Raw genomic sequence first — 21,538 nt, 5'->3', positions numbered from 1 at the left:
CGGAATTACACCGGGTTCCTGACGCCACGAGACGGCGGCCAGCCTAGCCCAGCACGGCATGCAAGAATGTCGCCGGTAAGGCGATGGCAACACAGTGAGGAAGCCGGTGCGAATCCGGCGCGGTCCCGCCACTGTCATCGGGGAGTGACCCTCATCGGCCACGGTCCGCCACGTGTGGGGCTGGAAGGCGAGGCGAGCAGTGATCCGAGAGCCAGGAGACTCACGTCATCGCGTCCTCCGAACCGGGGCGGTGTACCCCGAGGAAGCTGATGCACGCCCATGTTCCGTGCGCTGCGGGTAGTTCCCGTGCTGGCCACCGCGCTAACCCTGGCGCTGGCCGGCTGCGCGGCCGAGCACGCCCCCCGCACCGCCGACGGGCGGCAGGACTGCATTACCGACTTCGATCCACACGCCGACTACTTTCCCGACAAGTCGACGCTGTCCGAGGCCACCAACTTCGCCATCGAATACCACCGCAGCTACCAGATCCTGACGGTGCACCGCCCCTACCTCGGCGGCACACCGGTGTCCTATGTGCTGGTGCGCTGCGGGGCGCCGGCCCCGGCATTGAGCGGTGAACTGGCTGCCGCCCAACGCATCACCGTTCCGGTGCGCAGTCTGTATTCGGGCTCGACGACCCATCTGGCGATGATCACCGAACTCGACAAGGCCGACGTGGTGACCGGGGTGGCGAGCCCGGCCGCGGTCGCCGACCCACAGCTCCGCGAGCGCATCGACGCCGGTGCGACCGTCGGCTACGCACCCGGCGGGCAGGTCAACATCGAAAGCGTGCTGCACGCCGGCCCCGATGTGCTGGTCACCCAGGGCATGGACGACGCCGGCTACCCCAAGCTGCGTGAAGCCGGCCTGCCGGTGGTCGCCGACGCCGAATGGCTGGAGGCCACCCCGCTGGGCCGCGCCGAGTGGATCAAGATGTTCGCCGCGCTGACCGGCGCCGAACGCCGGGCCGGGCAGGTCTACCAGGGCATCCGCCAGCGCTACCGGGCGCTGGCGGCGCAGGCCTCGGGGGCCGCGCCCACCGAGGTGCTCCTCGGCACCATGTACTCGGGCCACTGGTCCATGCCCACCGGCGCCAGTTACTCCGGGCGGCTGGTAGCCGACGCCGGCGGCAGCTACCCGTGGCTCGCCGACGACGGCGCCGAGAGCCGGCAGCTGAATTTCGAATCGGTCTACACCCGCGCGGCAGACGCACCGGTGTGGCTGGTCACCGACGACTGGGCAACCGTCGATGACGCGGTGGCACGCGACAGCCGCTACCGCGAACTCGCCGCGGTCCGCACCGGCCAGGTGTGGTCGGCGACCAAGGCGATCGGACCCGGTGGGGGCAACTTGTACTGGGAACGCGGCACCGCGCGACCCGATCTGCTGCTCGGCGACCTGGTCGCCATCCTGCATCCCGAGCTGGCCGATCGCGGCCACGACTTCGAGTTCTACCGGCAGGTCCCACGATGACGGCCGCCGCGGTGCGGCCGGGGCGCGCCACGCTGGTGCTGGCCGGGCTGATCGCCGCGGTGCTGGTGCTGGCGCTGCTGGGGCTGGCGTTGGGGCCGGTGCGGGTACCGCTGGCCGACACCGTGCGGGTGCTGTTCGGCGCCGACGCATCCGATCCGCGCTGGCAGGTGATCGTGGCCAACATGCGGCTGCCGCGGGTGCTCACAGCGCTAGCCGCCGGATCCGCCCTCGGGGTCGCCGGCCTGCAACTGCAGACGCTGTTCCGCAACACCCTGGCCGACCCCTACATCCTCGGGGTCAGCTCCGGGGCCAGCCTGGGTGTGGCGCTGGTGGTGCTGGCCGGCGGTGCCGCCGGCGCCGGCTTTCGCACCACCGGCGGCAGCCGCGCCGGGGAGGTGCTCGCGGCGGCACTCGGCGCGGCGGCGATGTTGACGCTGGTGCTGGTGTTGTCGCGCTGGACCCGGTCGGCGGCGACGCTGCTGCTGATCGGGGTGATGATCGGAGCGGCCAGCACCGCGCTGGTGAGCCTGGCGCTGGTGTACTCCGACCCGCAACGGGTGCAGCAGTACCTGCTGTGGGGCTTGGGCAGTTTCGCCGCGACCGGCTGGGCCGACCTGCGGCTGCTGCTGCCGCTGGTGGCCGTCGGGCTGATCACCGCGGCGATGACGATCCGGCCGCTCAACGCCCTGCTGCTCGGGGAGAGTTACGCGGCGACCATGGGCATCAACGTGCACCGCGCCCGCATCGTCACGGTCGCCTCGGCATCATTGCTGGCGGGGGTGACGACTGCGTTCTGCGGGCCGATCGCCTTCCTCGGACTGGTGGTTCCGCACGTGGCCCGCATCGCCGTGGGCACCTCCGATCATCGGGTGGTGCTGCCGACGGTGATGTTGCTGGGTGCGGTCGCCGCGCTGGCGTGCGGCATCGTCAGCCAGGTCCCGGGAAGCGATCTGGTCATCCCGATCAACGCGGTGACCGCGCTGGTCGGAGCGCCGGTGGTGATCACCGTGCTACTGCGGGCCCGCCGCGGATCGGGGATGCCGTCATGATGGCCCGCATGATCCCGGCGGTTCAGCGAGGCTCGACGGAGGAGAGCCGAAGCTGGAACCGCCGCATGACACCGGCGGTTCAGCGAGGCTCGACGAAGGAGAGCCGAAGCTGGGACCGCCGCATAATCCCCGCCGCCGTCGAGTTGGCCGGCCTGGCGATCGGCTACCGGCACCGTCGCCGCTCGACGACGGTGGCCACCGGCTTGAGCGCGCAGGCCCGCCGCGGCGAGCTGACCGTGCTGATCGGCCCCAACGGCGCCGGCAAGTCCACCTTGATCCGCACCCTGGCCGGATTGCAGCCCGCACTCGGTGGCCGGGTGCTGCTGGACGGCGCCGACCTGACCGGCCTGCCCCGCGACGAACTGGCCCGCCGCGTCGCGGTGGTGTTGACCGAGCGGATCGACCCGGGCCTGCTGTCGGCGCGGGCGCTGGTGGGGCTGGGCCGTATCCCGCACCTGGGGTTGGGGTCTCGGCTGCGTCCCGCCGACGAAGAGATCATCGACTGGGCGCTGGCCGCGACCGGTGCCCAGCATCTGGCGTCGCGGCCGGCCGTGGAGTTGTCCGACGGTGAATGCCAGCGCGTGCTGACCGCGCGTGCGCTGGCGCAGCAGCCCGGCCTGCTGATCCTCGACGAGCCGACCGCGTTCCTGGACGTCTCGTCGCGGGCCGGGTTGTTCGGGTTGCTGCGCAAACTGGCCCGCGACCAGCAGTTGGCGGTGGTGCTGAGCACCCACGACCTGGAATTGGCGCTGCGGGTCGCCGACCGGGTGTGGCTGCTGGATCCGGCGGGCACGTTGGTGGATACCGTCGGCGAGGAGCTGATGCTGTCCGGCAGAATCGGGGCGTTGTTCGACACCGACACACTGCGTTTCGACGCGGCCAGCGGCATGTTCGCGTTCGGCACCGCAGCCGGTGAGCGCCGCTCCGCCCGCATCGACGCCGACGAACCGTTGCGCACCGCGCTGCTGCGGGTGCTGTCGCGGGAGGGCTGGGACAGCGCCGAGCCAGGCGAGAACTGTGAACTTCTCGTCACCGCAACCGATCCCGGCGCGGTCACGCTGCGCTGCGCAACCTCGACCACGCGCACCCCGATGCGCGACCTGCCGCAGCGGCTGCGCGCTCTGCCCGCCGGCCCATACCGCTGCGCGCCGGCCGACCGGGTGGTCTCCGCGTTGGCCGAACTCGCGGATGTCAGCCCGTATTTCGGCGTGTCCACCGGGCCGGTCGAAGGCGGCGGCTGGCGACCGGTGACGCAGCTCTACGCCGACGAACAGCTGCTCGCCGGCGTGGTGGGCACCGTGCGAGACCGGATCGGAGCATCGGATTTTCGGGTGTCCGCCTCGACGTTCTTCCTGGGCTTCGCGGCGCGGCTGTGGTCGATCGGGCTGGGCGGGATCGCCGAGCACGGCCTGCTGTTGGACCTTGACCCCGATGAGCTCTGGTACTCCGAGTCCGAGGGCACGGTGCGGTTGCATCTGGCGAATCCGGTGGCCTGGCAGGGGCCGGACCCGGCGTCTCGGCTCGCCGACATGGTGCTGAGCAGGCACCTGACACCGCTGGCCGCCGCGGTGCGACGGCTCGGTTCGATCTCGGAGAAACTGCTGTACGGCAACGCCGCCTCGGCCGTGCTGGGCGCCGCCCGTGCGCTGCACCGCCATCACGGTGCACAGCTGGCGGCCGAACCGTGCTGGGAGCTCGCACGAACGGTGTGCGAGGACGAACGGCTCAGCGACACAATCTGTTTCAACGACTCAGGCACCGACTACCGGCGCGCCACCTGCTGCCTGTTCTACCGCACGCCCGGCGGCGGGCTGTGCATCGACTGCGCACTCACTCGTAAGCCCGAGATTCGCACACCCGATAGAAAGGGATTCAGATGACCGAAACCACCACCGAGATCGTCGCCGATCCCCCGATCGTCGACACCGAAGACCGTGGCCGCGAACAGCTGTGGCCGCTGCCCACCGATCAGCAGAGCCTGCTGGATCTGCTGCACCTGTGCTTCGACGAGTACTGGGACGAGATCTGGTTCGGCATCATCATGCAGGGTGCCGCCTGGGAGGTGGCCGCACCGAATGCCCCGCGCAAGATCGCGATGCTCGACGGCTACGCCACCGTTGATTTCGGCCGCTGGCACTTTCACCTGTGCATCGGCAAGCACCGGGCCAGCGGCTCGGAGCTGGGCCGGATCCGCCGGTGCACCCGCGCTGAGCTGTATCGCCGGATCGGCAAGGACGGCAACCCGATGTCGTGGGGCGTGCGACTCTACAACGGCCGCGACGAGCAGATGATGACGCTGATGCTGCCCAACCCGTTCCTCACCAACGACCAGCAGATCCGCGAGGAGCCCGAGTGGGGCCAGCTGGAACTGTGGGACAAGCTGCGCGAGAAGTACCTGGGGTTGGGCCCGGACCCGTTGGACCGCAGCGGGGCTCGGATCCGCTGCGGCGGTTAGCGAGGCTCGACGCAGGAGAGCCGAAGCTGGACCGCCGCATCAGACCCAGCGGTTAGCAAGGCTCGACGCAGGAGAGCCGAAGCTGGACCGCCGCATCAGGCCCAGCGGTTAGCAAGGCTCGACGCAGGAGAGCCGAAGCTGGACCGCCGCATCCAACCCAGCGGTTAGGACTCCTCGCCCGGCCAGGTATTGGGGACCATCGGGCTGACCGCGCCGCCGCCGAATCCGTCGTCGGCCAGTGACGTCAGCCCGGCCGGGCGGGCGCCCGCCACCCGGCGCGACCCGCCGGCGAAGCCTTGTGCCGCACCCCGATCCGAGGCCGCCACCAGCGCAAGCTCGGGTTCGAGGTCCATGTACTCATGGCCGCGGCCCAACATGTCGGCCGTCGGCTTGCGCCGCCGCCGCCGGGGTGCGGTCTGCTCGGCCGCCTCGGCTGCGGGGACGTCCACGCTGTCCGGCTTGGGCACCGGCTTCTTGCGGGCACTGGTTCCTGATGCGCGTCGGGCACCCATGTCCAGGCCGCCGACCATGTACATGTAGGCCGGCATGGTGACCGACGGCGGCCCGGCAGGTGTGGGAGGCGGCGCACCGGGCGGCGGGGTGGGTGCTGCGGCCGGAGCCGACGCGGGTGCGGGCGTCGGAGTCGGTGCCGGGGCGGGCGCGGGCGCCGGGGCCGGCGGCTGGGCCATCGCCAAACCGGGTGGCGGGGCTGGCGGCGGCACCGCGGCGGCCGCCGCGAAGTGGTGCGCCAGCCCGCCGATGCCCAGACCGCCGAGCACCCCGGCGGGGGCCAGCACGCTCGTGGCGGCCAGCGCCGGCAGCAGTGCGGGTATCAGCGCCGTCTGGGTGATCAGGTAGTTGAGCGCCTGGATGGTATTGCCGATCGTCGCCCCGACGATCTCGACCATCGCCAGCGGTACCACCAGGCCGAGTCCCTGGGGGTTGAACAGCGCCGTGTACATGATCGCCAGCAGATCGTCGACGATGACGATGCTGGTGAACGCGAAGAACGACCCCGGGTCCAGGGGCACCGAGAAGATGTAGGCCAGGTTTGCCGGGTTGAAATAGCTCAGCGGGTTGCCGGTCCACCCCAGCCACGATCCGGGCACGCCCCACGGCGGCAACAACGACGATCCGCTCTGCAGGCTCGTGAAGAAATCGGCGAGCGGACCCGAGATGCCGGTGAAGCCGATCTTGTCGAAGAACTCGGTCAGCTGCGCATACAGCGGGTACTGGCTGCTGTCGGGATACGGCGGGCTGGGGACGAGTCCTTCGAGCCATTTCGCGAAGTCGAGGAACCACTGCGGCGGCTCCGGCGCCGTCGCGTCCGCGCTCCCGGCGGCCTTGAGCACCGGGGGCGCCGGCTCGGTCTGCGGCGATGCCGCCACCGCGGTGGTCGCGGTGGCCTGGTAGGCGGTCATCACGGTGGCGGCCTGCAGCCACATCCGCGCGTAGTCGGCCTCGTTCAGCGCGATCGGAATGGTGTTGACGCCAAAGAAGTTCGTGCCCACCAGCACCGCATGCGTGACATGGTTGGCCACCAACTCGGCCATCGTCGGCATCGCCGCCAGTGCGCTGGTGTAGGCGGCTGCCGCGGTCTGCTGCTGGGCAGCGGTCGCCGTGGCATCGGCACCGGCACGCACCAACCACGCCAGGTAGGGCGCGTTGGCGGCCACGAACGCCTCCGCGGACGGGCCCTGCCAGGCCCCGGACTGCACCGCGCCCAACAGGGCGGTCAGCTCATCGGCAATCTCGGCGTACTCGACGGCCAAAGCCGTCCACGCCGACGAGGAGGCCAGCAACGGGCCGGCACCGGGGCCGGCGGACAACAGCGACGAATGGATCTCAGGAGGCGACGCCATCCAAATAGGGGCGGTCACGTCGACCAGCTCTCTCGGGGTACACCGCCCCGGGTAGCAGGATGCGACGACGTGAGTGTCCTGACTCTCGGATCAACGCTCGCCTCGCCTTCCAACTCCACATGGAGCCGTGGCTGTTGAGGGTCGCTCCCCGATCACAGTGGCGGGACCGTGCCGGATTCTCACCGGCTTCCTGCACCGTCGTTGCCTTACCGGCGAATTATCGCACGCTAAGGGGCCTGCTTGCGACGTTCCCGCGTCCAGGTGCCCGGTGTCATCGGTGCCTTTACCGCGCCGAAGGCGTCCCCGGCCAGCGCGGTCAGGCCGCTGGGGAGCATGCCCGGCGGGTCGGTGTCGACCACCGCATCCAGCTCATCGTCCAAGTCCATGTACTCGTAACCGCGGCCCAGCATGTCGGCCTTCGCCTTGCGGCGGCGCCGGGCCTTGGCCGTCTCCTGGGCGGTGGCCGCGGCAGCGGGAACCTCTGCTGCGTCGGGCTCGGGCGCTTTGCGTCGCCGCGCGCTGGTGCCCGCCGCCCGGCGGGCCTGCTGGCCCAGGCCGGCCACCATGTACAGGTAGGACATGCCGTCCACCGGCGACAACGGCGGAGCGGGCGGCGGCGGAGGCGCCGGCGGTGCAGCCGGGGCTGGAGCGGGCGCGGGAGCCGGCGCCGGAGCGGGGGCGGGGGCCGGCGCCGCGGCCGGTGGAGTGGGCGCCACGGTCAGACCGGCGAACGGCGGGACCACCGGAACGACCGGAACCGGCACGGCGTGCAGCGCGGCCAGCCCGGACAGTCCCGCCAGCCCGGCCAATGGCGCCGCGGCCAGCGGCGCCAGGGCGGCGGTCAGCATCGGCAGCATCACCGGGATCAGCACGATCGCCTGCTCCAGCAGCGTCTTGAGCAGGGCGATCACGTCGGTGATGATGGTGCCGATCGCCTCGACCGCGGTGAACAGCAAGGTGGCGGCGATGGTGCTCGGGTTGCCGCTGGCGAACGCCGCGGCCAGGTCGGCGGCGATGAACGCGAAGGTCTGCGACAGATAGGCGGCGAACGACCCGAAGTCCATCGGGTAGCCCAGCGCGAACGCGATGTTGTAGGGGCTGAAGAAGCTGAGCGGGTTGCCCAGCACGGGCAGCCAGGGGTCGAAGCCGGCGAACATCGACTGCAGGTAGGGGTTGGCCGCCAGTTCGTTGATCATCGGCTGCAGCACGTTGTTGTAGAAGTCGGTGTAGCCGCTGTTCTGCAGCCATTCCATGATGTCGTTCTGCCGGTCCGGCGGCAGCTGCGGCTGGCTGGCGTCTGCGGCGTTGGCCTTGGCGATCTGCGGCGCGGCGACGGTCTGCGGGCTCGACGCCACCGCCGCGCCGGCGACGGCCTGGTAGGTGGCCATCACGGTGGCGGCCTGTAGCCACATCCGGCCGTAGTCGGCCTCGTTGAGCGCGATCGGGATGGTGTTGACGCCGAAGAAGTTGGTGGCCACCAGCACCGCGTGGGTGGCGTGGTTGGCCGCCAGTTCGGCCAGCGTCGGCATGGCCGCCAGCGCGGCGCTGTAGGCCGAGGCCGCGATCTGCTGCTGGGCGGCCATCACCGAACTGTTGGCGGCGGCGTGGGTCAGCCAGCCCAGGTAGGGCGCGTTGGCCGCCAGGTAGGCCTCGGCGGACGGGCCCTGCCAGGCCCCGGCCTGCACCGCGCCCAGCAGGGCCGTCAGCTCGTCGGCGATCTCGGTGTACTCGGTGCTCAGGGCGCTCCACGCCGCCGCCGACGCCAGCAGCGGACCGGCGCCGGGGCCGGCCGACAGGAGCGTCGAATGGACTTCGGGAGGAGACGCGATCCAAATCGGCGCGGTCACGTTCGCCAGCTTCCTCGGGGTGCCCGCCCCGAATCGCAGGTCGCGACGACGTGAGTGTCTGGCTCTCGGAGACGGTTCACTCCCCGATGACAGTGGCGGGACCGCTCCGGACTTGCACCGGATTCCTACCTCGTCGTCGCCTTACCCGGCGAATTGTCGCACGCCGGACACCGACGACCGCCGCTAACCGCCGCCGAGAGCCAAATCCACGACGCCTGTGTCGGCGTGTCTGTCGTGGATTTGGCTCTCACCTGAAGGGGGATCAGTCCTTGCCGTCGATCACCGCGTTGAGCGTCGGGCTGGGCCGCATCACCGCCTCCGTCAGGGCGTGATCCGGCGCGTAATAGCCGCCGATATCCACTGCCTTGCCCTGCACCACGGTCAGCTCGTCGAGGATGACGTCCTGGTTCTTCTCCAGCCCGTTCGCCACCGCGGCGAAGTGCTCGGCCAGCTTGGGGTCCTCGGTCTGCGCGGCGAGCTCCTGCGCCCAGTACTTGGCCAGGAAGAACTGGCTGCCGCGGTTGTCGAGCTCGCCGGTCTTGCGCGACGGGTTCTTGTTGTCGGCCAGCAGCCTGCCGATCGCCGTGTCCAGCGTCTGCCCCAGGATCTTCGCGCCGCGGTTGCCGGTCTTGGCGCCCATGTCGTCGAAGCTGGCGCCCAGCGCCAGGAATTCGCCGAGCGAGTCCCAGCGCAGGTGGTTCTCCTCCACGAGCTGCTTGACGTGCTTGGGCGCCGAACCACCGGCGCCGGTCTCATACATGCCGCCGCCGGCCATCAGCGGCACGATCGACAGCATCTTGGCGCTGGTGCCCAGCTCCAGGATCGGGAACAGGTCGGTGAGGTAGTCGCGCAGAATGTTGCCCGTCGCGGCGATGGTGTCCTGGCCGCGGATCAGCCGCTCCAGGGTGTAGCGCATCGCCCATACCTGCGGCATGATCTGGATCTCCAGGCCCTCGGTGTCGTGGTCCTTCAGGTAGGCCTTCACCTTCTTGCGCAGCTCGGCCTCGTGCGGGCGCTCGGTGTCAAGCCAGAACACCACCGTCATGCCGGAGATCCGCGCGCGCTGCACGGCCAGCTTCACCCAGTCGCGGATGGCGGCGTCAGTGACCGTGCACAGCCGCCAGATGTCACCGGCCTCGACGTTCTGACTCAGCAGCACCTCACCGGTGTCCAAGTCCACGATGTCGGCGATCCCGGCCTCGGGAACCTCGAAAGTCTTGTCGTGACTGCCGTATTCCTCGGCCTTCTGTGCCATCAGGCCGACGTTGGGCACGGTGCCCATGGTGGCCGGGTCGAACTGGCCGTGGGTCTTGCAGAAGTTGATCAGCTCCTGGTAGATCCGCGAGAAGGTGGATTCGGGGTTGACCGCCTTGGTGTCCTTGGTCCGCCCGTCGGCGCCGTACATCTTGCCGCCCGCCCGGATCATCGCCGGCATCGAGGCGTCGACGATGACGTCCGACGGCGAGTGGAAGTTGGTGATGCCGTTGGCCGAGTCCACCATCGCCAGTTCGGGCCCCTGCTCGTGGCAGGCGTGCATGTCCTCGATGATCTCTTCGCGCTGCGAGGCCGGCAGCGTCTCGATCTTGTCATACAGGTCGACCAGGCCATTGTTGACGTTGACGCCCAGGTCGTCGAAGAGCTTCTGGTGCTTGGCGAATGCGTCTTTGTAGAACACCTTGATGGCGTGGCCGAACACGATCGGGTGGCTGACCTTCATCATGGTGGCCTTGACGTGCAGCGAGAACATCACACCGGTCTTGCGGGCGTCTTCCATCTGGTATTCGTAGAACTCGCGGAGCGCCTTGACGCTCATGAACATCGAGTCGATGATCATGCCGTCGGACAGGGCGACCTTCTCCTTGAGCACAATCTTCTTGCCGCCCTTGGTTTTCAGCTCCATCTTCACATCACGGGCACGGTCCAGCGTCATCGACTTCTCGCCGTGGTAGAAGTCGCCGTGGCGCATGGTGGCCACGTGGGTGCGCGACGCCTGCGACCACTCCCCCATGCTGTGCGGGTGCTTGCGGGCGTACTCCTTGACCGCCTTGGGCGCACGTCGGTCGGAGTTTCCTTGCCGCAGAACCGGGTTCACAGCACTGCCCAGGCACTTGGCGTAGCGGTCGTGGGTCTGGCGTTCGGCGTCGGTCTTGGGGTCGGCCGGGTAGTCCGGCAACGCGAAGCCCTTGTCCTGCAGTTCCTTGATCGCGGCGACCAGCTGCGGCACCGACGCGCTGATGTTGGGCAACTTGATGATCGTGGTGTCGGGCAGTTCGGTCAGCCGCCCGAGTTCGGCCAGGTTGTTGGGCACCCGCTGCTCCTCGGTGAGCACGTCGGGGAACTCCGCCAGGATGCGCGCGGCCAGCGAGATGTCACTGGATTTGACGTCGATGCCCGCGGGCTCGGTGAAGGCCCGCACGATCGGCAGGAACGAGTACGTCGCCAGCAGCGGCGCCTCGTCGGTCAGCGTGTAGATGATGGTCGGCTGGTCGGCGCACATGGCTGTTCTCCCGGCGTCAGGGTTCGAATGTCTGTTGTTCCGCGTGGTACACGGCGGCCTCAAGTATCGCGTACCGGCCATTGGCGGCCACCGGCCGGTGAGCAGGTGGCGGCACCTCCGATAGATGCGATAGGCTGCCAAGCGGTCATGAGTGCCAGCGCGAAGCCCCGGCTTGCTGGCCGGCAACCCTCCAACCGCGGTGGGGTGCCCCGGGTGATTGACCGGGTTGAGTAGCCGCCGCAGGCTACGCGGCAAGCGCGGGTCCGCCACAACGGGCCCCCCGAGTAGACAGGGGAACCTGATGCGTGCCTCCTTGCGCCGATCAGACCGTTGTTGTCGTCGCTGACACCCCTCCTGCCCCAGCGATAACACTCTCTTCAGAAAGCATCTACCTATGACCGCCGGTAACAACTGGTCGTTCGAGACCAAGCAGATCCACGTCGGCCACGCCGGTGACCCGGAAACCGGGTCACGCGCCCTGCCGATCTACCAGACCACCTCGTACCTGTTCAGCGACACCGACGAGGCCGCCGCCCGCTTCGCGCTGGCCGAGCCGGGCAACATCTACACCCGGTTGACCAACCCCACCAACGCCGTCATCGAGGAACGCATCGCCGCGCTCGAGGGCGGGGTGGGCGCCACCTTGCTGTCGGCCGGCCAGGCCGCCAGCACGTTCGCGATCTTCAACCTCGCCGGCACCGGTGACCACATCGTGGCCAGCCCCCGGCTGTACGGCGGCACCTACAACCTGTTCCGCTACTCGCTGCCCAAACTGGGCATCGAGGTCAGCTTCGTCGAGGACCCCGACAACCTGGAGTCCTGGGCCGCGGCGGTCCAGCCGAACACCAAGGCGTTCTACGCCGAGAGCATCTCCAACCCCAAGATCGACATCCTCGACACCCCGGGGGTCTCGGCGGTGGCCCACGACCACGGCGTGCCGCTGATCGTCGACAACACCATCGCCACCCCGTACCTGATCCAGCCGATCAGCCAGGGTGCCGACATCGTCGTGCACTCGGCCACCAAGTACCTGGGCGGCCACGGCACCGCGATCGCCGGTGTGATCGTCGACGGCGGCAACTTCGACTGGACCCAGGGCCGCCACCCGGGGTTCACCACCCCCGACCCCAGCTACAACGGCCTGGTCTACGCCGACCTGGGCCCGCCGGCCTACGCGATCAAGATCCGTGCCCAGCTGATGCGCGACTACGGGTCGGTGGCCTCGCCGTTCAACGCATTCCTGATCGCCCAGGGCCTGGAGACGCTGAGCCTGCGGGTCGAGCGTCACGTCGCCAATGCCCAGCGGGTCGCGGAATTCCTGGCCGCCCGTGACGACGTGCTGAGCGTCAACTATGCCGGGCTGCCCGACTCGCCGTGGTACGAGCTGGCGCAGCGGCTGGCCCCCAAGGGCGTCGGCGGCGTGCTGTCCTTCGAGATCGCCGGCAGCGGGCAGGGCGGCGGCCTAGAAGCAGGAAAAGCGTTCGTCAACGCGCTGCAGCTGCACAGCCACGTCGCCAACATCGGTGACGTGCGCTCCCTGGTGATCCACCCCGCGTCCACCACGCACAGTCAGCTCTCCGGCGACGAGCTGCTGAGCACCGGTGTCACTCCCGGACTGGTGCGGCTGGCGGTCGGCATCGAGGGCATCGACGACATCCTGGCCGACCTGGAACTCGGGTTCGCCGCGGTCGCAACACAGCTCGGCGAATCGTCCGCGCTCGCGGCTCGTTGAGGCGGCTGTCAAAGAGGCTGCGGTGACGATTTCGGAATTCTCGACCCACGTGCTGCCCGCCGAGGGAGAGACCGGCACGGTCGGCATCGGCCCGCTGCGCTTGGAGAGCGGAGCGGTGCTCGATGACGTCCACATCGCCGTGCAGCGCTGGGGCAAGCTGTCGCCGCGTCGCGACAACGTCGTCATGGTGCTGCACGCGCTGACCGGGGACTCCCATGTCACCGGGCCGGCCGGGCCCGGACATCCCACCGCGGGCTGGTGGGACGGGATCGTCGGGCCCGGCGCCCCGATCGACACCGACCGCTGGTGCGCGGTGGCCACCAACGCCCTGGGCGGCTGCCGCGGATCGACCGGCCCGAGTTCGCTGGCTCGCGACGGGAAACCCTGGGGCTCACGGTTTCCCGCCATCTCGATTCGCGATCAGGTGGAAGCCGACATCGCCGCCCTGGCCGCGCTCGGCATCACCGAGGTGGCCGCGGTGATGGGCGGTTCGATGGGCGGCGCCCGCGCGCTGGAGTGGATGATCGGCCACCCGGACCGGGTGCGCGCCGGCCTGCTGCTGGCCGTCGGCGCCCGGGCGACCGCCGACCAGATCGGCACCCAGAGCACCCAGGTCGCCGCGATCAAGGCCGACCCGGACTGGCAGGGCGGCGACTACCACGGCACCGGCCGCAGTCCCGAGAGCGGGCTGGCGATCGCCCGGCGGATCGCGCACCTGACCTACCGCGGCGAGGCCGAACTCGACCGGCGATTCGGCAATAGAGCGCAGGCCGAGGACGACCCAGCGGACCCGCGCTACGCGGTGGAGAGCTACCTGGGCCACCAGGGCGGCAAGCTGGTGGCGCGGTTCGACGCCGGCAGTTACGTCGCGCTGACCGAAGCGCTGTCCGGCTTCGACGTGGGCCGGGGCCGGGGCGGCGTCGCCGCCGCCCTGCGGGACTGCCCGGTACCGGCCGTGGTCGCCGGGATCCCCTCCGACCGGCTGTATCCGCTGCGCCTGCAGGCCGAGTTGGCCGAGCTGCTGCCCGGCTGTGCACGCCTGCAAGTGGTCGAGTCCGACTACGGCCACGACGGCTTCCTGCTGGAGACCGACCGCGTCGGAGAATTGATCCGCCAGACCTTGGACTTGGCGGACTCGGCGGGGGTGCACCGGCGGTGAACCGGTCGCGGCAGCCCCGGCACGATCGATCGCTGTCGTTCGGCTCGCAGGCGGCCGCCTACGAACGGGGCCGCCCGTCCTACCCGCCGGAGGCGATCGACTGGCTGCTACCAGCGGACGCCGCCGACGTGCTGGATCTGGGTGCCGGCACCGGCAAGCTCACCACCCGGCTGGTCGAGCGTGGCCTGAATGTGGTGGCCGTCGACCCGATCGCCGAGATGCTCGAAGTGCTGCAGACCTCGCTGCCGCAGACCCCGGCTCTGCTGGGCACCGCCGAGCAGATCCCGCTGCCCGATGACAGCGTCGACGCCGTGCTGGTGGCGCAGGCCTGGCACTGGTTCGACCCGGCACGGGCCATCCCCGAGCTGATCCGGGTGCTGCGCCCGGGCGGCCGGCTGGGGCTGGTGTGGAACACCCGCGACGAGCGGCTGGGCTGGGTCAAGGAACTCGGCGAGATCATCGGCCGCGAAGACGCCCGCGACGCCGTCGACGGCGGCGTGACACTGCCGGCGCCGTTCGGTGCGATCGAACACCACCAGCTGGAGTGGACCAACTACCTGACCCCGCAGGCGCTGATCGACCTGGTCGCCTCCCGCAGCTACTGCATCACCTCACCGGACGCAGTGCGCACCAAGACGCTGGATCGGGTCCGCCACCTGCTGGCCACCCATCCGGCGCTGGTCGGTTCGACCGGGTTGGCGCTGCCCTACATCACGGTGTGCGTGCGGGCCACCCTGGAACCGTCGTAGGCAAACCGTGACCCGGCCGACTCGTCGGCGTTATCCCTTTGATGCAGAATTTCAACCACCAGTCCCCGTGCCGCTCGGCGCCGGGCAGACAGACGGGGGAGATAATGCGACGCTTCGTGGCCCTGGCCGGCCTGGGGATATGTGCTGGCCTGATCGGCGCCGCGGCGCCGGCGCAGGCGAGTCCGATCGATACCTCGTTCCTGTCCGATCTTGCCGGGGCGGGCGTTCCCGTCGGTGACCCGGCCGCGACCGCGGAACTGGGCCAGTCCGTCTGCCCGATGCTGACCGCGCCGGCCGGCACCGCGGCGTCGGTGGCGTCCCCGGTCACCGCACTGGGCGGCGGGCCCGCCATGTCGCCGGAGATGGCGCAGCTGTTCACCGAGATCGCGGTGCAGGCGTATTGCCCGCAGCTGCTGGCGCAGCTGGCCAGCGGCCAGCTTCCGGAGCTGCCGTTGGTCCCGGGCATGCCGGGCGGCGGCATTCCGGGGTTGTCCGGTGGCATTCCGGGGCTGTCCGGTGGGATTCCCGGCCTGCCCGGCGGAATCCCGGCCATCCCGGTCGCTTAGCCGGTAGCGCCGGCGACGGGCCCGCGCTGCCGTTGTGGCAGCGATGTTTTACGCGAGCTGTTGTTTATCCGGGACGACAGCGGGTATGCGGGTCCGGCCGACTGGGGAGGGACGGCCTTAGGGCGGCACTGATAAGCCCCCGACGGACCGAAAGGCCACCCCTCATGACCGACCGGCTGACCCCGCATTTCGCTGATGTACAAGCCCATTACGACCTGTCCGATGATTTCTATCGGCTGTTCCTCGACCCCACCCAGACCTACAGCTGCGCCTACTTCAAGCGCTACGACATGACGCTGGAGGAAGCCCAACTCGCCAAGATCGACCTTTCGCTCAGCAAGCTCGGGCTGCAGCCGGAGATGACGCTGCTCGACATCGGCTGCGGTTGGGGCACCACCATGCAGCGCGCCATCGAGCAATACGACGTCAATGTGATCGGATTGACCCTGAGCAAAAACCAAGCCGCCCATGTGCAATCGCGCTTCGACGCGATGGACAGCCCGCGCAGCCGGCGGGTGCTGCTGGCCGGCTGGGAGGAGTTCGACGAGCCGGTGGACCGGATCGTGTCCATCGGGGCGTTCGAGCACTTCGGCTACGACCGCTACGACGACTTCTTCACCACGACCTTCAAGGCACTGCCCGACGACGGCACGATGATGCTGCACACGATCTGCGGCCTGTCACCGCAGGAGATCGTCGAACACGGCATGGCACTGACCGCCGAGCTGGCCGACTTTCAGATATTCCTCATGACGGAGATCTTCCCCGGCGGCCAGCTGCCGTCGATCGGTCTGGTCAGGGAGCACGCCGTAAAGGCGGGGTTCAGGGTGAAGCGCATCCAGTCGCTGCAGCAGCACTACGCGATGACCCTCGACCACTGGGCCGAAGCGCTGGAGGCACACGAGTGCGAGGCCGTCGAACTGCAGTCCGCGGCGGTCTTCGACCGCTACATGCGGTACCTGACCGGCTGCGCCGAGGAATTCCGCGCCGGGCGATTCGACGTCAACCAGTTCACCCTGGCCAAGTGAGGCCGAAGGGTCAGCTGGTTCCCAGCGGGTCGACGGTCGCGGCGATATAGACCATCGCCGTGGCTGCCGTCGTCATCGTCGCGAAGTCCAGTCCCCGGTCCCGCAGCACCAGCAGCCCGGCCCGCTCCTCGGACAGCACCAGCCGCAGCGCGGCGGCCACCGCGGTGCCGATCCCGATCAGCAGGGCGCCGCGACGCCAGAAGTTCGCGCCGGCCAGCACGAACGCCACCACGAAGATCAGCCCCACCAGCATGATCGGCCACTGGGCGGCGACCAGCCGGCGGACGTCCACGCGCCTCACAGTTCGCTCTCGACCCGCTCGACGACGTTGGTCAGCAGGAAGGCCCGGGTCAGCGGGCCGACGCCGCCGGGGTTGGGCGACACGTGACCGGCCACCTCCCACACGTCCGGATGCACGTCGCCGACCAGTCCGGCATCGGTGCGGCTGACGCCGACGTCGACGACGGCCGCCCCGGGACGCACCATGTCCGCAGTGAGCAGATGCGGCACCCCGACAGCGGCGACGATGATGTCGGCCTGGCGGGTGAGCTCCGGCAGGTTGCGGGTTCCGGTGTGGCACAACGTCACCGTGGCGTTCTCCGACCGGCGGGTCAGCAGCAGGCCCAGCGGGCGCCCGACGGTCACCCCGCGGCCGATCACCACCACGTGGGCGCCGGCGATCGGCACGTCGTAGCGGCGCAGCAGGTGCACGATCCCGCGCGGCGTGCACGGCAGCGCCGCCGGGGTGCCCAGCACCAGCCGGCCCAGGTTCGTCGGGTGCAGCCCGTCGGCGTCCTTGGCCGGGTCGACGCGTTCCAGCGCGGCGTTCTCGTCGAGATGTTTGGGCAGCGGCAGCTGCACGATGTAACCGGTGCACTCCGGGTTGGCGTTGAGCTCGTCGATGGTGTCGTTGAGCTGCGCCGCGCTGACGTCGGCCGGCAGGTCGCGGCGGAGCGAGGTGATGCCGACCTTGGCGCAGTCGGCGTGCTTGCCGCGCACATAGGCGTGCGAGCCCGGGTCGTCGCCGACCAGGATGGTGCCCAGCCCCGGAACGCGGCCCGCCCGGGCGAGTTTGTCCACCCGGGCTTTGAGGTCGACGAAGATCTCGTCGCGCGTGGCCTTGCCGTCCAACGTGATCGCACCCACGCCGGACATTGTGACATTCCCCGCCGGATCCGACGCCACCGTCGGGGTTAAGCTCCGGGAATGCCTGCTGCTCCCGACGTCTTCAGTCCGGCCAAGCTCGGCCCGATCACACTGCGCAATCGGGTCATCAAGGCCGCCACCTTCGAGAACCGCACCCCGGACGCGCTGGTCTCCGACGACCTGATCGAGTACCACCGGCTGCCGGCGGCCGGCGGGGTGGGCATGACCACCGTCGCCTACTGCGCGGTCTCCCGCGGCGGCCGCACCTCCGACGACGGACTGTGGATGCGCCCGGAGGCCCTCCCCGGGCTGCGCCGGCTCACCGAGGCCGTGCACGCCGAGGGTGCGGCGGTCAGCGCGCAGATCGGCCACGCCGGCCCGGTCGCCGACGCCCGCTCGAACAAGGCCCGCGCGCTGGCGCCGGTACGGTTCTTCAACCCGATCGGCATGCGGTTCGCCAAGAAGGCCACCCGCGACGACATCGACCAGGTCATCGCCCAGCACGCCGACGCCGCCCGCTGCGCCGTCGACGCCGGCTTCGACGCCGTCGAGATCCACCTCGGTCACAACTATCTGGCCAGCTCGTTCCTGTCGCCGCTGATCAACCGCCGCTCCGACGAGTTCGGCGGCTCACTGGCCAACCGGGCCAAGGTGGCCCGCGGCATCGTGCAGGCGGTCCGCCAGGCCGTCGAGAAGGACGGCGCCGGCCAGATCGCCGTGACGGCGAAGCTGAACATGTCCGACGGGGTGCGCGGCGGCATCAGCCTGGACGAGTCGCTGACCACCGCCAAGTGGCTGCAGGACGACGGCGGCCTGGACGCCCTCGAGCTGACCGCCGGCAGCTCGCTGGTCAACCCGATGTATTTGTTCCGCGGCCACGCCCCGGTCAAGGAGTTCGCGAACGTCTTCCCGCCCCCGTTGCGCTGGGGCATGCGGATGACCGGCAAGAAGTTCCTGCGCGAATACCCGTACCACGACGCCTATCTGCTGGACGACGCCCGGCTGTTCCGCGCCGAGCTGTCGCTGCCGCTGATCCTGTTGGGGGGCATCACCAATCGCGAGACCATGGATCAGGCGATGGCCGAGGGCTTCGAGTTCGTCGCGATGGCCCGGGCGCTGCTGGCCGAACCGGATCTGGTCAACCGGATCGCGGCCGAGCCGGCGACGGTGTCGGAATGCATCCACTGCAACCAGTGCATGCCCACGATCTACCAGCGCACCCACTGCGTTGTCACCGGCGCCCCCGACCTGCTGCGCTGAAGATCCGCGCGGACTCGCGGCCCGCGGACCGGCGGCCACTTCGGTCCGCCCGATACAGTTGATCCGATGAGTCACCCTGCTCCGCCGGTGCTGACCGTGCGCTATGACGGGTCGCAAGGCACATTCTCCGCAGGCCACGACGTGGTCATCGGGCGTGACCTGCGCGCCGACATCCGTATCCCGCATCCACTGGTCTCCCGCGCGCACCTGCTGCTGCGCTTCGAGCAGGGCAGGTGGCTCGGAATCGACAACGGCTCACTGAACGGCATCTACGTCAACGGCCAGCGGGTGCCGATGGTCGACATCCGCGACGGCCAGTGCGTCAACCTGGGCAACCCGGACGGCCCCCGGCTGTCCTTCGAGGTCGGGCGACATCAGGGCCAGGCCGGCCGGCCGCCGCAGACCGTCTCGATCCAGGTGCCGCAGCCGGGCATCGCACGCCCGGGCCGGCCGCCGGCGCAGCCACCGGGCCGGCCCGCCGTGCCGGTGCCCCCCGAACCTGCGCACTACCCGGATCCGCGCTCGGCCGGACACCCCGGTATCCAGCAGCCGCTGCGGCCCGGCCCGCCGCCGTATCAGCCCCCGCCGCTGCCCCACCGGCAACCGGCATACCCGGCGGGACCGTCCGGCGACGCGGCCCTGCGTCAGAGTTTCGCGCCACCCGCGCCCGCCGAGCCGTTGCCGCCGCGGCAACCGGCCACCCGGATGGCCCCGGTGGCGGCCAAACCACCGGAGGTCGGCAACCTCGCCACCCGGATGATCGACATCCTGCGGCCTGGATCCGCCTCACCGCCGGATGCGCCCGCCGGTGCGTTGACCATCGGGCGCGCCACCGACAACGACATCGTCATCTCCGATGTGCTGGCCTCCCGGCACCACGCGATGCTGATCCCGACCCCGCTGGGCACCGAGATCCGCGACAGCCGAAGCATCAACGGCACGTTCGTCAACGGTGTCCGGATCGGCTCGGCGATCCTCACCGAGGGCGACCTGGTCACAATCGGCAACGTCGACCTGGAATTCCACGGCGGCAGCCTGGTACGCCGCACCGAGACCGCGACGGGCAGTGGCGGGCTTGAAGTCCGGGACGTCTGCTTCGACGTCGAGGGCGGCAAGCGGCTGCTCAACAACATCTCGCTGACCGCCCGTCCGGGTACGTTGACCGCGATCATCGGCGGCTCCGGCGCCGGCAAGACCACGCTGGCCCGGCTGATCGCCGGCTACACCCGGCCCAGCTCCGGCTCCGTGCTGTTCGAGGGCCACAACATCCACGCCGACTACGCCTCGCTGCGCAGCCGGGTCGGGATGGTCCCGCAGGACGACGTGGTGCACCGCCAGCTGACGGTGAACCAGGCGCTGGGTTACGCCGCCGAGCTACGGCTGCCGCCCGACAGCAGCCAGGCCGATCGCGATCAGGCCGTCGCGGAGGTACTCGAGGAACTCGAGATGACCAAGCACGCCGACACCCGGGTGGACAAGCTCTCCGGCGGCCAGCGCAAACGCGCCTCGGTGGCGTTGGAGCTGCTGACCGGGCCGTCGCTGTTGCTGCTCGACGAACCGACGTCGGGCCTGGACCCGGCACTGGACCGTCAGGTCATGCTGATGCTGCGCGGTCTCGCCGACGCCGGACGCGTGGTGCTGGTGGTCACCCACTCGGTGGCCTACCTCGATGTCTGCGACCAGATCCTGCTGCTGGCCCCCGGCGGCAAGACGGCATTCATCGGCCCGCCCGACCAGGTGGAGACCGCCCTGGGAACCCGCAACTGGGCCGACATCTTCGCCAACGTGGGCGCCGACCCCGACGAAGCCAACCGGCGCTTTCTGGAGCGCGAAGGCGGCCGGCGGTCCTCGGTGGCGCTGGCCGAGACACCCCCCGCCGACCTCGGTAAACCGGCGGCCACCAGTCTGCTCAAACAACTGTCGACGATCGCGCGCCGGCAGGTCCGGCTGATCGTCTCCGACCGCGGCTACTCGATATTTTTGGCGTTGCTGCCGTTCATCGTCGGCATCTTGTCGTTGACCGTGGAGGGCAACCACGGGCTGGGCATACCCGGGCCCGACGCCCCCACCGAACCGCGATACATCATGGTGCTGCTCAATATCGGCGCCGTGTTCATGGGCACCGCACTGACCATCCGCGACCTGATCGGCGAACGCCCGATCTTCCGAAGAGAGCAGGCCGTCGGACTGTCGACGGTCGCCTACCTGCTCGCCAAGATCGCGGTGTTCTGCGTGTTCGCCACCGTCCAGGCCGCGATCGCCACCACCATCGTGGTGCTGGGCAAGGGCGGCCCGGCGCGCGACGCGGTGCTGTTCGGCAGCGTGAACTTCGAGCTGTTCCTCGGAGTGGCCGGCACCTGTGTGGCATCGGCGATCCTCGGCCTGGCGCTGTCGGCGTTCGCCCAGTCCAACGAGCAGATCATGCCGATGCTGGTGGTGTCGATCATGTCGCAGCTGGTGCTGTCGAGCGGCATGATCCCGGTCGGCGGCCGAGCCGGCCTCGACCAGCTGTCCTGGCTGACGCCGGCGCGCTGGGGGTATGCGGCCGGCGGGTCGACCGTCGACTTCAACACCTTGATGAACGCCCCGCAGATCCCCAAAGACCGGCTGTGGGACCACACTCGGGGCATCTGGCTGCTCGACATGGGGATGCTGGCCGTGCTGTCGGTCTGCTACGCCCTGGTGGTGTGGTGGAAGATCCGGCTCAAACGCTGA

16 protein-coding genes and 4 riboswitches are annotated in these 21,538 nt (G+C 69.8%); of the genes, 11 read left to right on the top strand and 5 right to left on the bottom strand.

Translation table 11 applies throughout. From position 1 onward, the window contains the following. Positions 1-49: 49 nt before the first annotated feature. Positions 50-243: riboswitch (cobalamin riboswitch) on the top strand. A gap of 36 nt (positions 244-279) precedes the next feature. The 4 genes from ACAG20_RS05600 to ACAG20_RS05585 all read left to right on the top strand — a co-directional run bounded on the left by ACAG20_RS05600 (position 280) and on the right by ACAG20_RS05585 (position 4,977). After that, entirely contained in the window at positions 280-1,473 is a 1,194-nt protein-coding gene (locus ACAG20_RS05600) for an ABC transporter substrate-binding protein (protein WP_370491851.1), read from the top strand. Further along, positions 1,470-2,522: a FecCD family ABC transporter permease gene (locus ACAG20_RS05595; protein ID WP_370491850.1), complete on the top strand. Its 1,053-nt coding sequence runs from the start codon at positions 1,470-1,472 to the stop codon at positions 2,520-2,522. Before ACAG20_RS05600 ends, ACAG20_RS05595 begins: the two co-directional genes overlap by 4 nt. Before the next feature lie 65 nt (positions 2,523-2,587). Then, positions 2,588-4,402: an ATP-binding cassette domain-containing protein gene (locus ACAG20_RS05590; RefSeq protein ID WP_370491849.1), complete on the top strand. Its 1,815-nt coding sequence runs from the start codon at positions 2,588-2,590 to the stop codon at positions 4,400-4,402. After that, complete coding sequence (locus tag ACAG20_RS05585) at positions 4,399-4,977, top strand: hypothetical protein (protein WP_112688001.1); 579 nt, start codon at positions 4,399-4,401, stop codon at positions 4,975-4,977. The genes ACAG20_RS05590 and ACAG20_RS05585 overlap by 4 nt, the downstream gene beginning before the upstream one ends. 164 nt (positions 4,978-5,141) lie before the next feature. On the opposite strand, the gene ACAG20_RS05580 is transcribed toward ACAG20_RS05585, so the two are convergent. The 3 genes from ACAG20_RS05580 to ACAG20_RS05570 all read right to left on the bottom strand — a co-directional run bounded on the left by ACAG20_RS05580 (position 5,142) and on the right by ACAG20_RS05570 (position 11,183). Next, positions 5,142-6,857 (bottom strand): PPE family protein, encoded by a 1,716-nt coding sequence (locus tag ACAG20_RS05580; RefSeq protein ID WP_370491848.1) that lies wholly within the window; start codon positions 6,855-6,857, stop codon positions 5,142-5,144. Between the two features lie 30 nt (positions 6,858-6,887). Beyond that, positions 6,888-7,076, bottom strand: a riboswitch (cobalamin riboswitch). After that, a complete protein-coding gene (locus tag ACAG20_RS05575; RefSeq protein ID WP_370491847.1) occupies positions 7,067-8,686 on the bottom strand; it encodes a PPE domain-containing protein in 1,620 nt (539 codons plus the stop codon). Its footprint overlaps the riboswitch before it by 10 nt. A gap of 31 nt (positions 8,687-8,717) precedes the next feature. Further along, positions 8,718-8,867, bottom strand: a riboswitch (cobalamin riboswitch). A gap of 81 nt (positions 8,868-8,948) precedes the next feature. After that, positions 8,949-11,183: an NADP-dependent isocitrate dehydrogenase gene (locus ACAG20_RS05570; RefSeq protein WP_370491846.1), complete on the bottom strand. Its 2,235-nt coding sequence runs from the start codon at positions 11,181-11,183 to the stop codon at positions 8,949-8,951. Between the two features lie 143 nt (positions 11,184-11,326). Then, positions 11,327-11,447: riboswitch (SAM riboswitch) on the top strand. 130 nt (positions 11,448-11,577) lie between these two features. Between ACAG20_RS05570 and ACAG20_RS05565 the strand changes: the two genes are divergently transcribed. From ACAG20_RS05565 to ACAG20_RS05545, 5 genes are all read left to right on the top strand, one after another. After that, positions 11,578-12,915: a bifunctional o-acetylhomoserine/o-acetylserine sulfhydrylase gene (locus ACAG20_RS05565; RefSeq protein ID WP_370491845.1), complete on the top strand. Its 1,338-nt coding sequence runs from the start codon at positions 11,578-11,580 to the stop codon at positions 12,913-12,915. Between the two features lie 22 nt (positions 12,916-12,937). After that, positions 12,938-14,074, top strand: coding sequence for a homoserine O-acetyltransferase (locus ACAG20_RS05560; protein WP_370491844.1), 1,137 nt, complete (start codon positions 12,938-12,940; stop codon positions 14,072-14,074). Then, entirely contained in the window at positions 14,071-14,823 is a 753-nt protein-coding gene (locus tag ACAG20_RS05555; protein WP_370491843.1) for a class I SAM-dependent methyltransferase, read from the top strand. Before ACAG20_RS05560 ends, ACAG20_RS05555 begins: the two co-directional genes overlap by 4 nt. Positions 14,824-14,927: 104 nt before the next feature. Then, positions 14,928-15,389, top strand: a complete 462-nt coding sequence (locus ACAG20_RS05550; protein WP_370491842.1) for a DUF732 domain-containing protein — start codon at positions 14,928-14,930, stop codon at positions 15,387-15,389. 164 nt (positions 15,390-15,553) lie between these two features. Continuing rightward, positions 15,554-16,417 (top strand): cyclopropane mycolic acid synthase family methyltransferase, encoded by an 864-nt coding sequence (locus ACAG20_RS05545; protein WP_370491841.1) that lies wholly within the window; start codon positions 15,554-15,556, stop codon positions 16,415-16,417. 10 nt (positions 16,418-16,427) lie between these two features. On the opposite strand, the gene ACAG20_RS05540 is transcribed toward ACAG20_RS05545, so the two are convergent. Then, complete coding sequence (locus ACAG20_RS05540; RefSeq protein ID WP_370492063.1) at positions 16,428-16,670, bottom strand: DUF3017 domain-containing protein; 243 nt, start codon at positions 16,668-16,670, stop codon at positions 16,428-16,430. Positions 16,671-16,714: 44 nt separating this feature from the next. Further along, the gene (locus ACAG20_RS05535; protein ID WP_370491840.1) at positions 16,715-17,563 is read right to left on the bottom strand and encodes a bifunctional methylenetetrahydrofolate dehydrogenase/methenyltetrahydrofolate cyclohydrolase; all 849 of its coding nucleotides are present in this window, start codon (positions 17,561-17,563) and stop codon (positions 16,715-16,717) included. A gap of 60 nt (positions 17,564-17,623) precedes the next feature. Between ACAG20_RS05535 and ACAG20_RS05530 the strand changes: the two genes are divergently transcribed. Then, positions 17,624-18,823 carry an NADH:flavin oxidoreductase gene (locus tag ACAG20_RS05530; RefSeq protein WP_370491839.1) on the top strand — a complete coding sequence of 400 codons (1,200 nt, stop codon included), beginning with the start codon at positions 17,624-17,626 and terminating at the stop codon, positions 18,821-18,823. A gap of 66 nt (positions 18,824-18,889) precedes the next feature. After that, a complete protein-coding gene (locus ACAG20_RS05525) occupies positions 18,890-21,538 on the top strand; it encodes an ATP-binding cassette domain-containing protein (protein ID WP_370491838.1) in 2,649 nt (882 codons plus the stop codon).

Origin of the sequence: Mycobacterium sp. pW045 (assembly GCF_041287085.1) — a bacterium.
GTDB lineage: Bacteria > Actinomycetota > Actinomycetes > Mycobacteriales > Mycobacteriaceae > Mycobacterium > Mycobacterium algericum_A.
The sequence above is the reverse complement of the archived record's forward strand: the minus strand, read 5'-3'. Positions and strand labels throughout refer to the sequence as shown.

What these genes read in the sequence shown, in the direction of transcription:
- ACAG20_RS05600 (WP_370491851.1), top strand. Translation starts at nt 280, where the DNA reads ATGTTCCGTGCGCTGCGGGTAGTTCCCGTGCTGGCCACCGCGCTAACC.
- ACAG20_RS05595 (WP_370491850.1), top strand. Translation starts at nt 1,470, where the DNA reads ATGACGGCCGCCGCGGTGCGGCCGGGGCGCGCCACGCTGGTGCTGGCC.
- ACAG20_RS05590 (WP_370491849.1), top strand. Translation starts at nt 2,588, where the DNA reads ATGACACCGGCGGTTCAGCGAGGCTCGACGAAGGAGAGCCGAAGCTGG.
- ACAG20_RS05585 (WP_112688001.1), top strand. Translation starts at nt 4,399, where the DNA reads ATGACCGAAACCACCACCGAGATCGTCGCCGATCCCCCGATCGTCGAC.
- ACAG20_RS05570 (WP_370491846.1), bottom strand. Translation starts at nt 11,183, where the DNA reads ATGTGCGCCGACCAGCCGACCATCATCTACACGCTGACCGACGAGGCG.
- ACAG20_RS05565 (WP_370491845.1), top strand. Translation starts at nt 11,578, where the DNA reads ATGACCGCCGGTAACAACTGGTCGTTCGAGACCAAGCAGATCCACGTC.
- ACAG20_RS05550 (WP_370491842.1), top strand. Translation starts at nt 14,928, where the DNA reads ATGCGACGCTTCGTGGCCCTGGCCGGCCTGGGGATATGTGCTGGCCTG.
- ACAG20_RS05545 (WP_370491841.1), top strand. Translation starts at nt 15,554, where the DNA reads ATGACCGACCGGCTGACCCCGCATTTCGCTGATGTACAAGCCCATTAC.
- ACAG20_RS05540 (WP_370492063.1), bottom strand. Translation starts at nt 16,670, where the DNA reads ATGCTGGTGGGGCTGATCTTCGTGGTGGCGTTCGTGCTGGCCGGCGCG.
- ACAG20_RS05530 (WP_370491839.1), top strand. Translation starts at nt 17,624, where the DNA reads ATGCCTGCTGCTCCCGACGTCTTCAGTCCGGCCAAGCTCGGCCCGATC.
- ACAG20_RS05525 (WP_370491838.1), top strand. Translation starts at nt 18,890, where the DNA reads ATGAGTCACCCTGCTCCGCCGGTGCTGACCGTGCGCTATGACGGGTCG.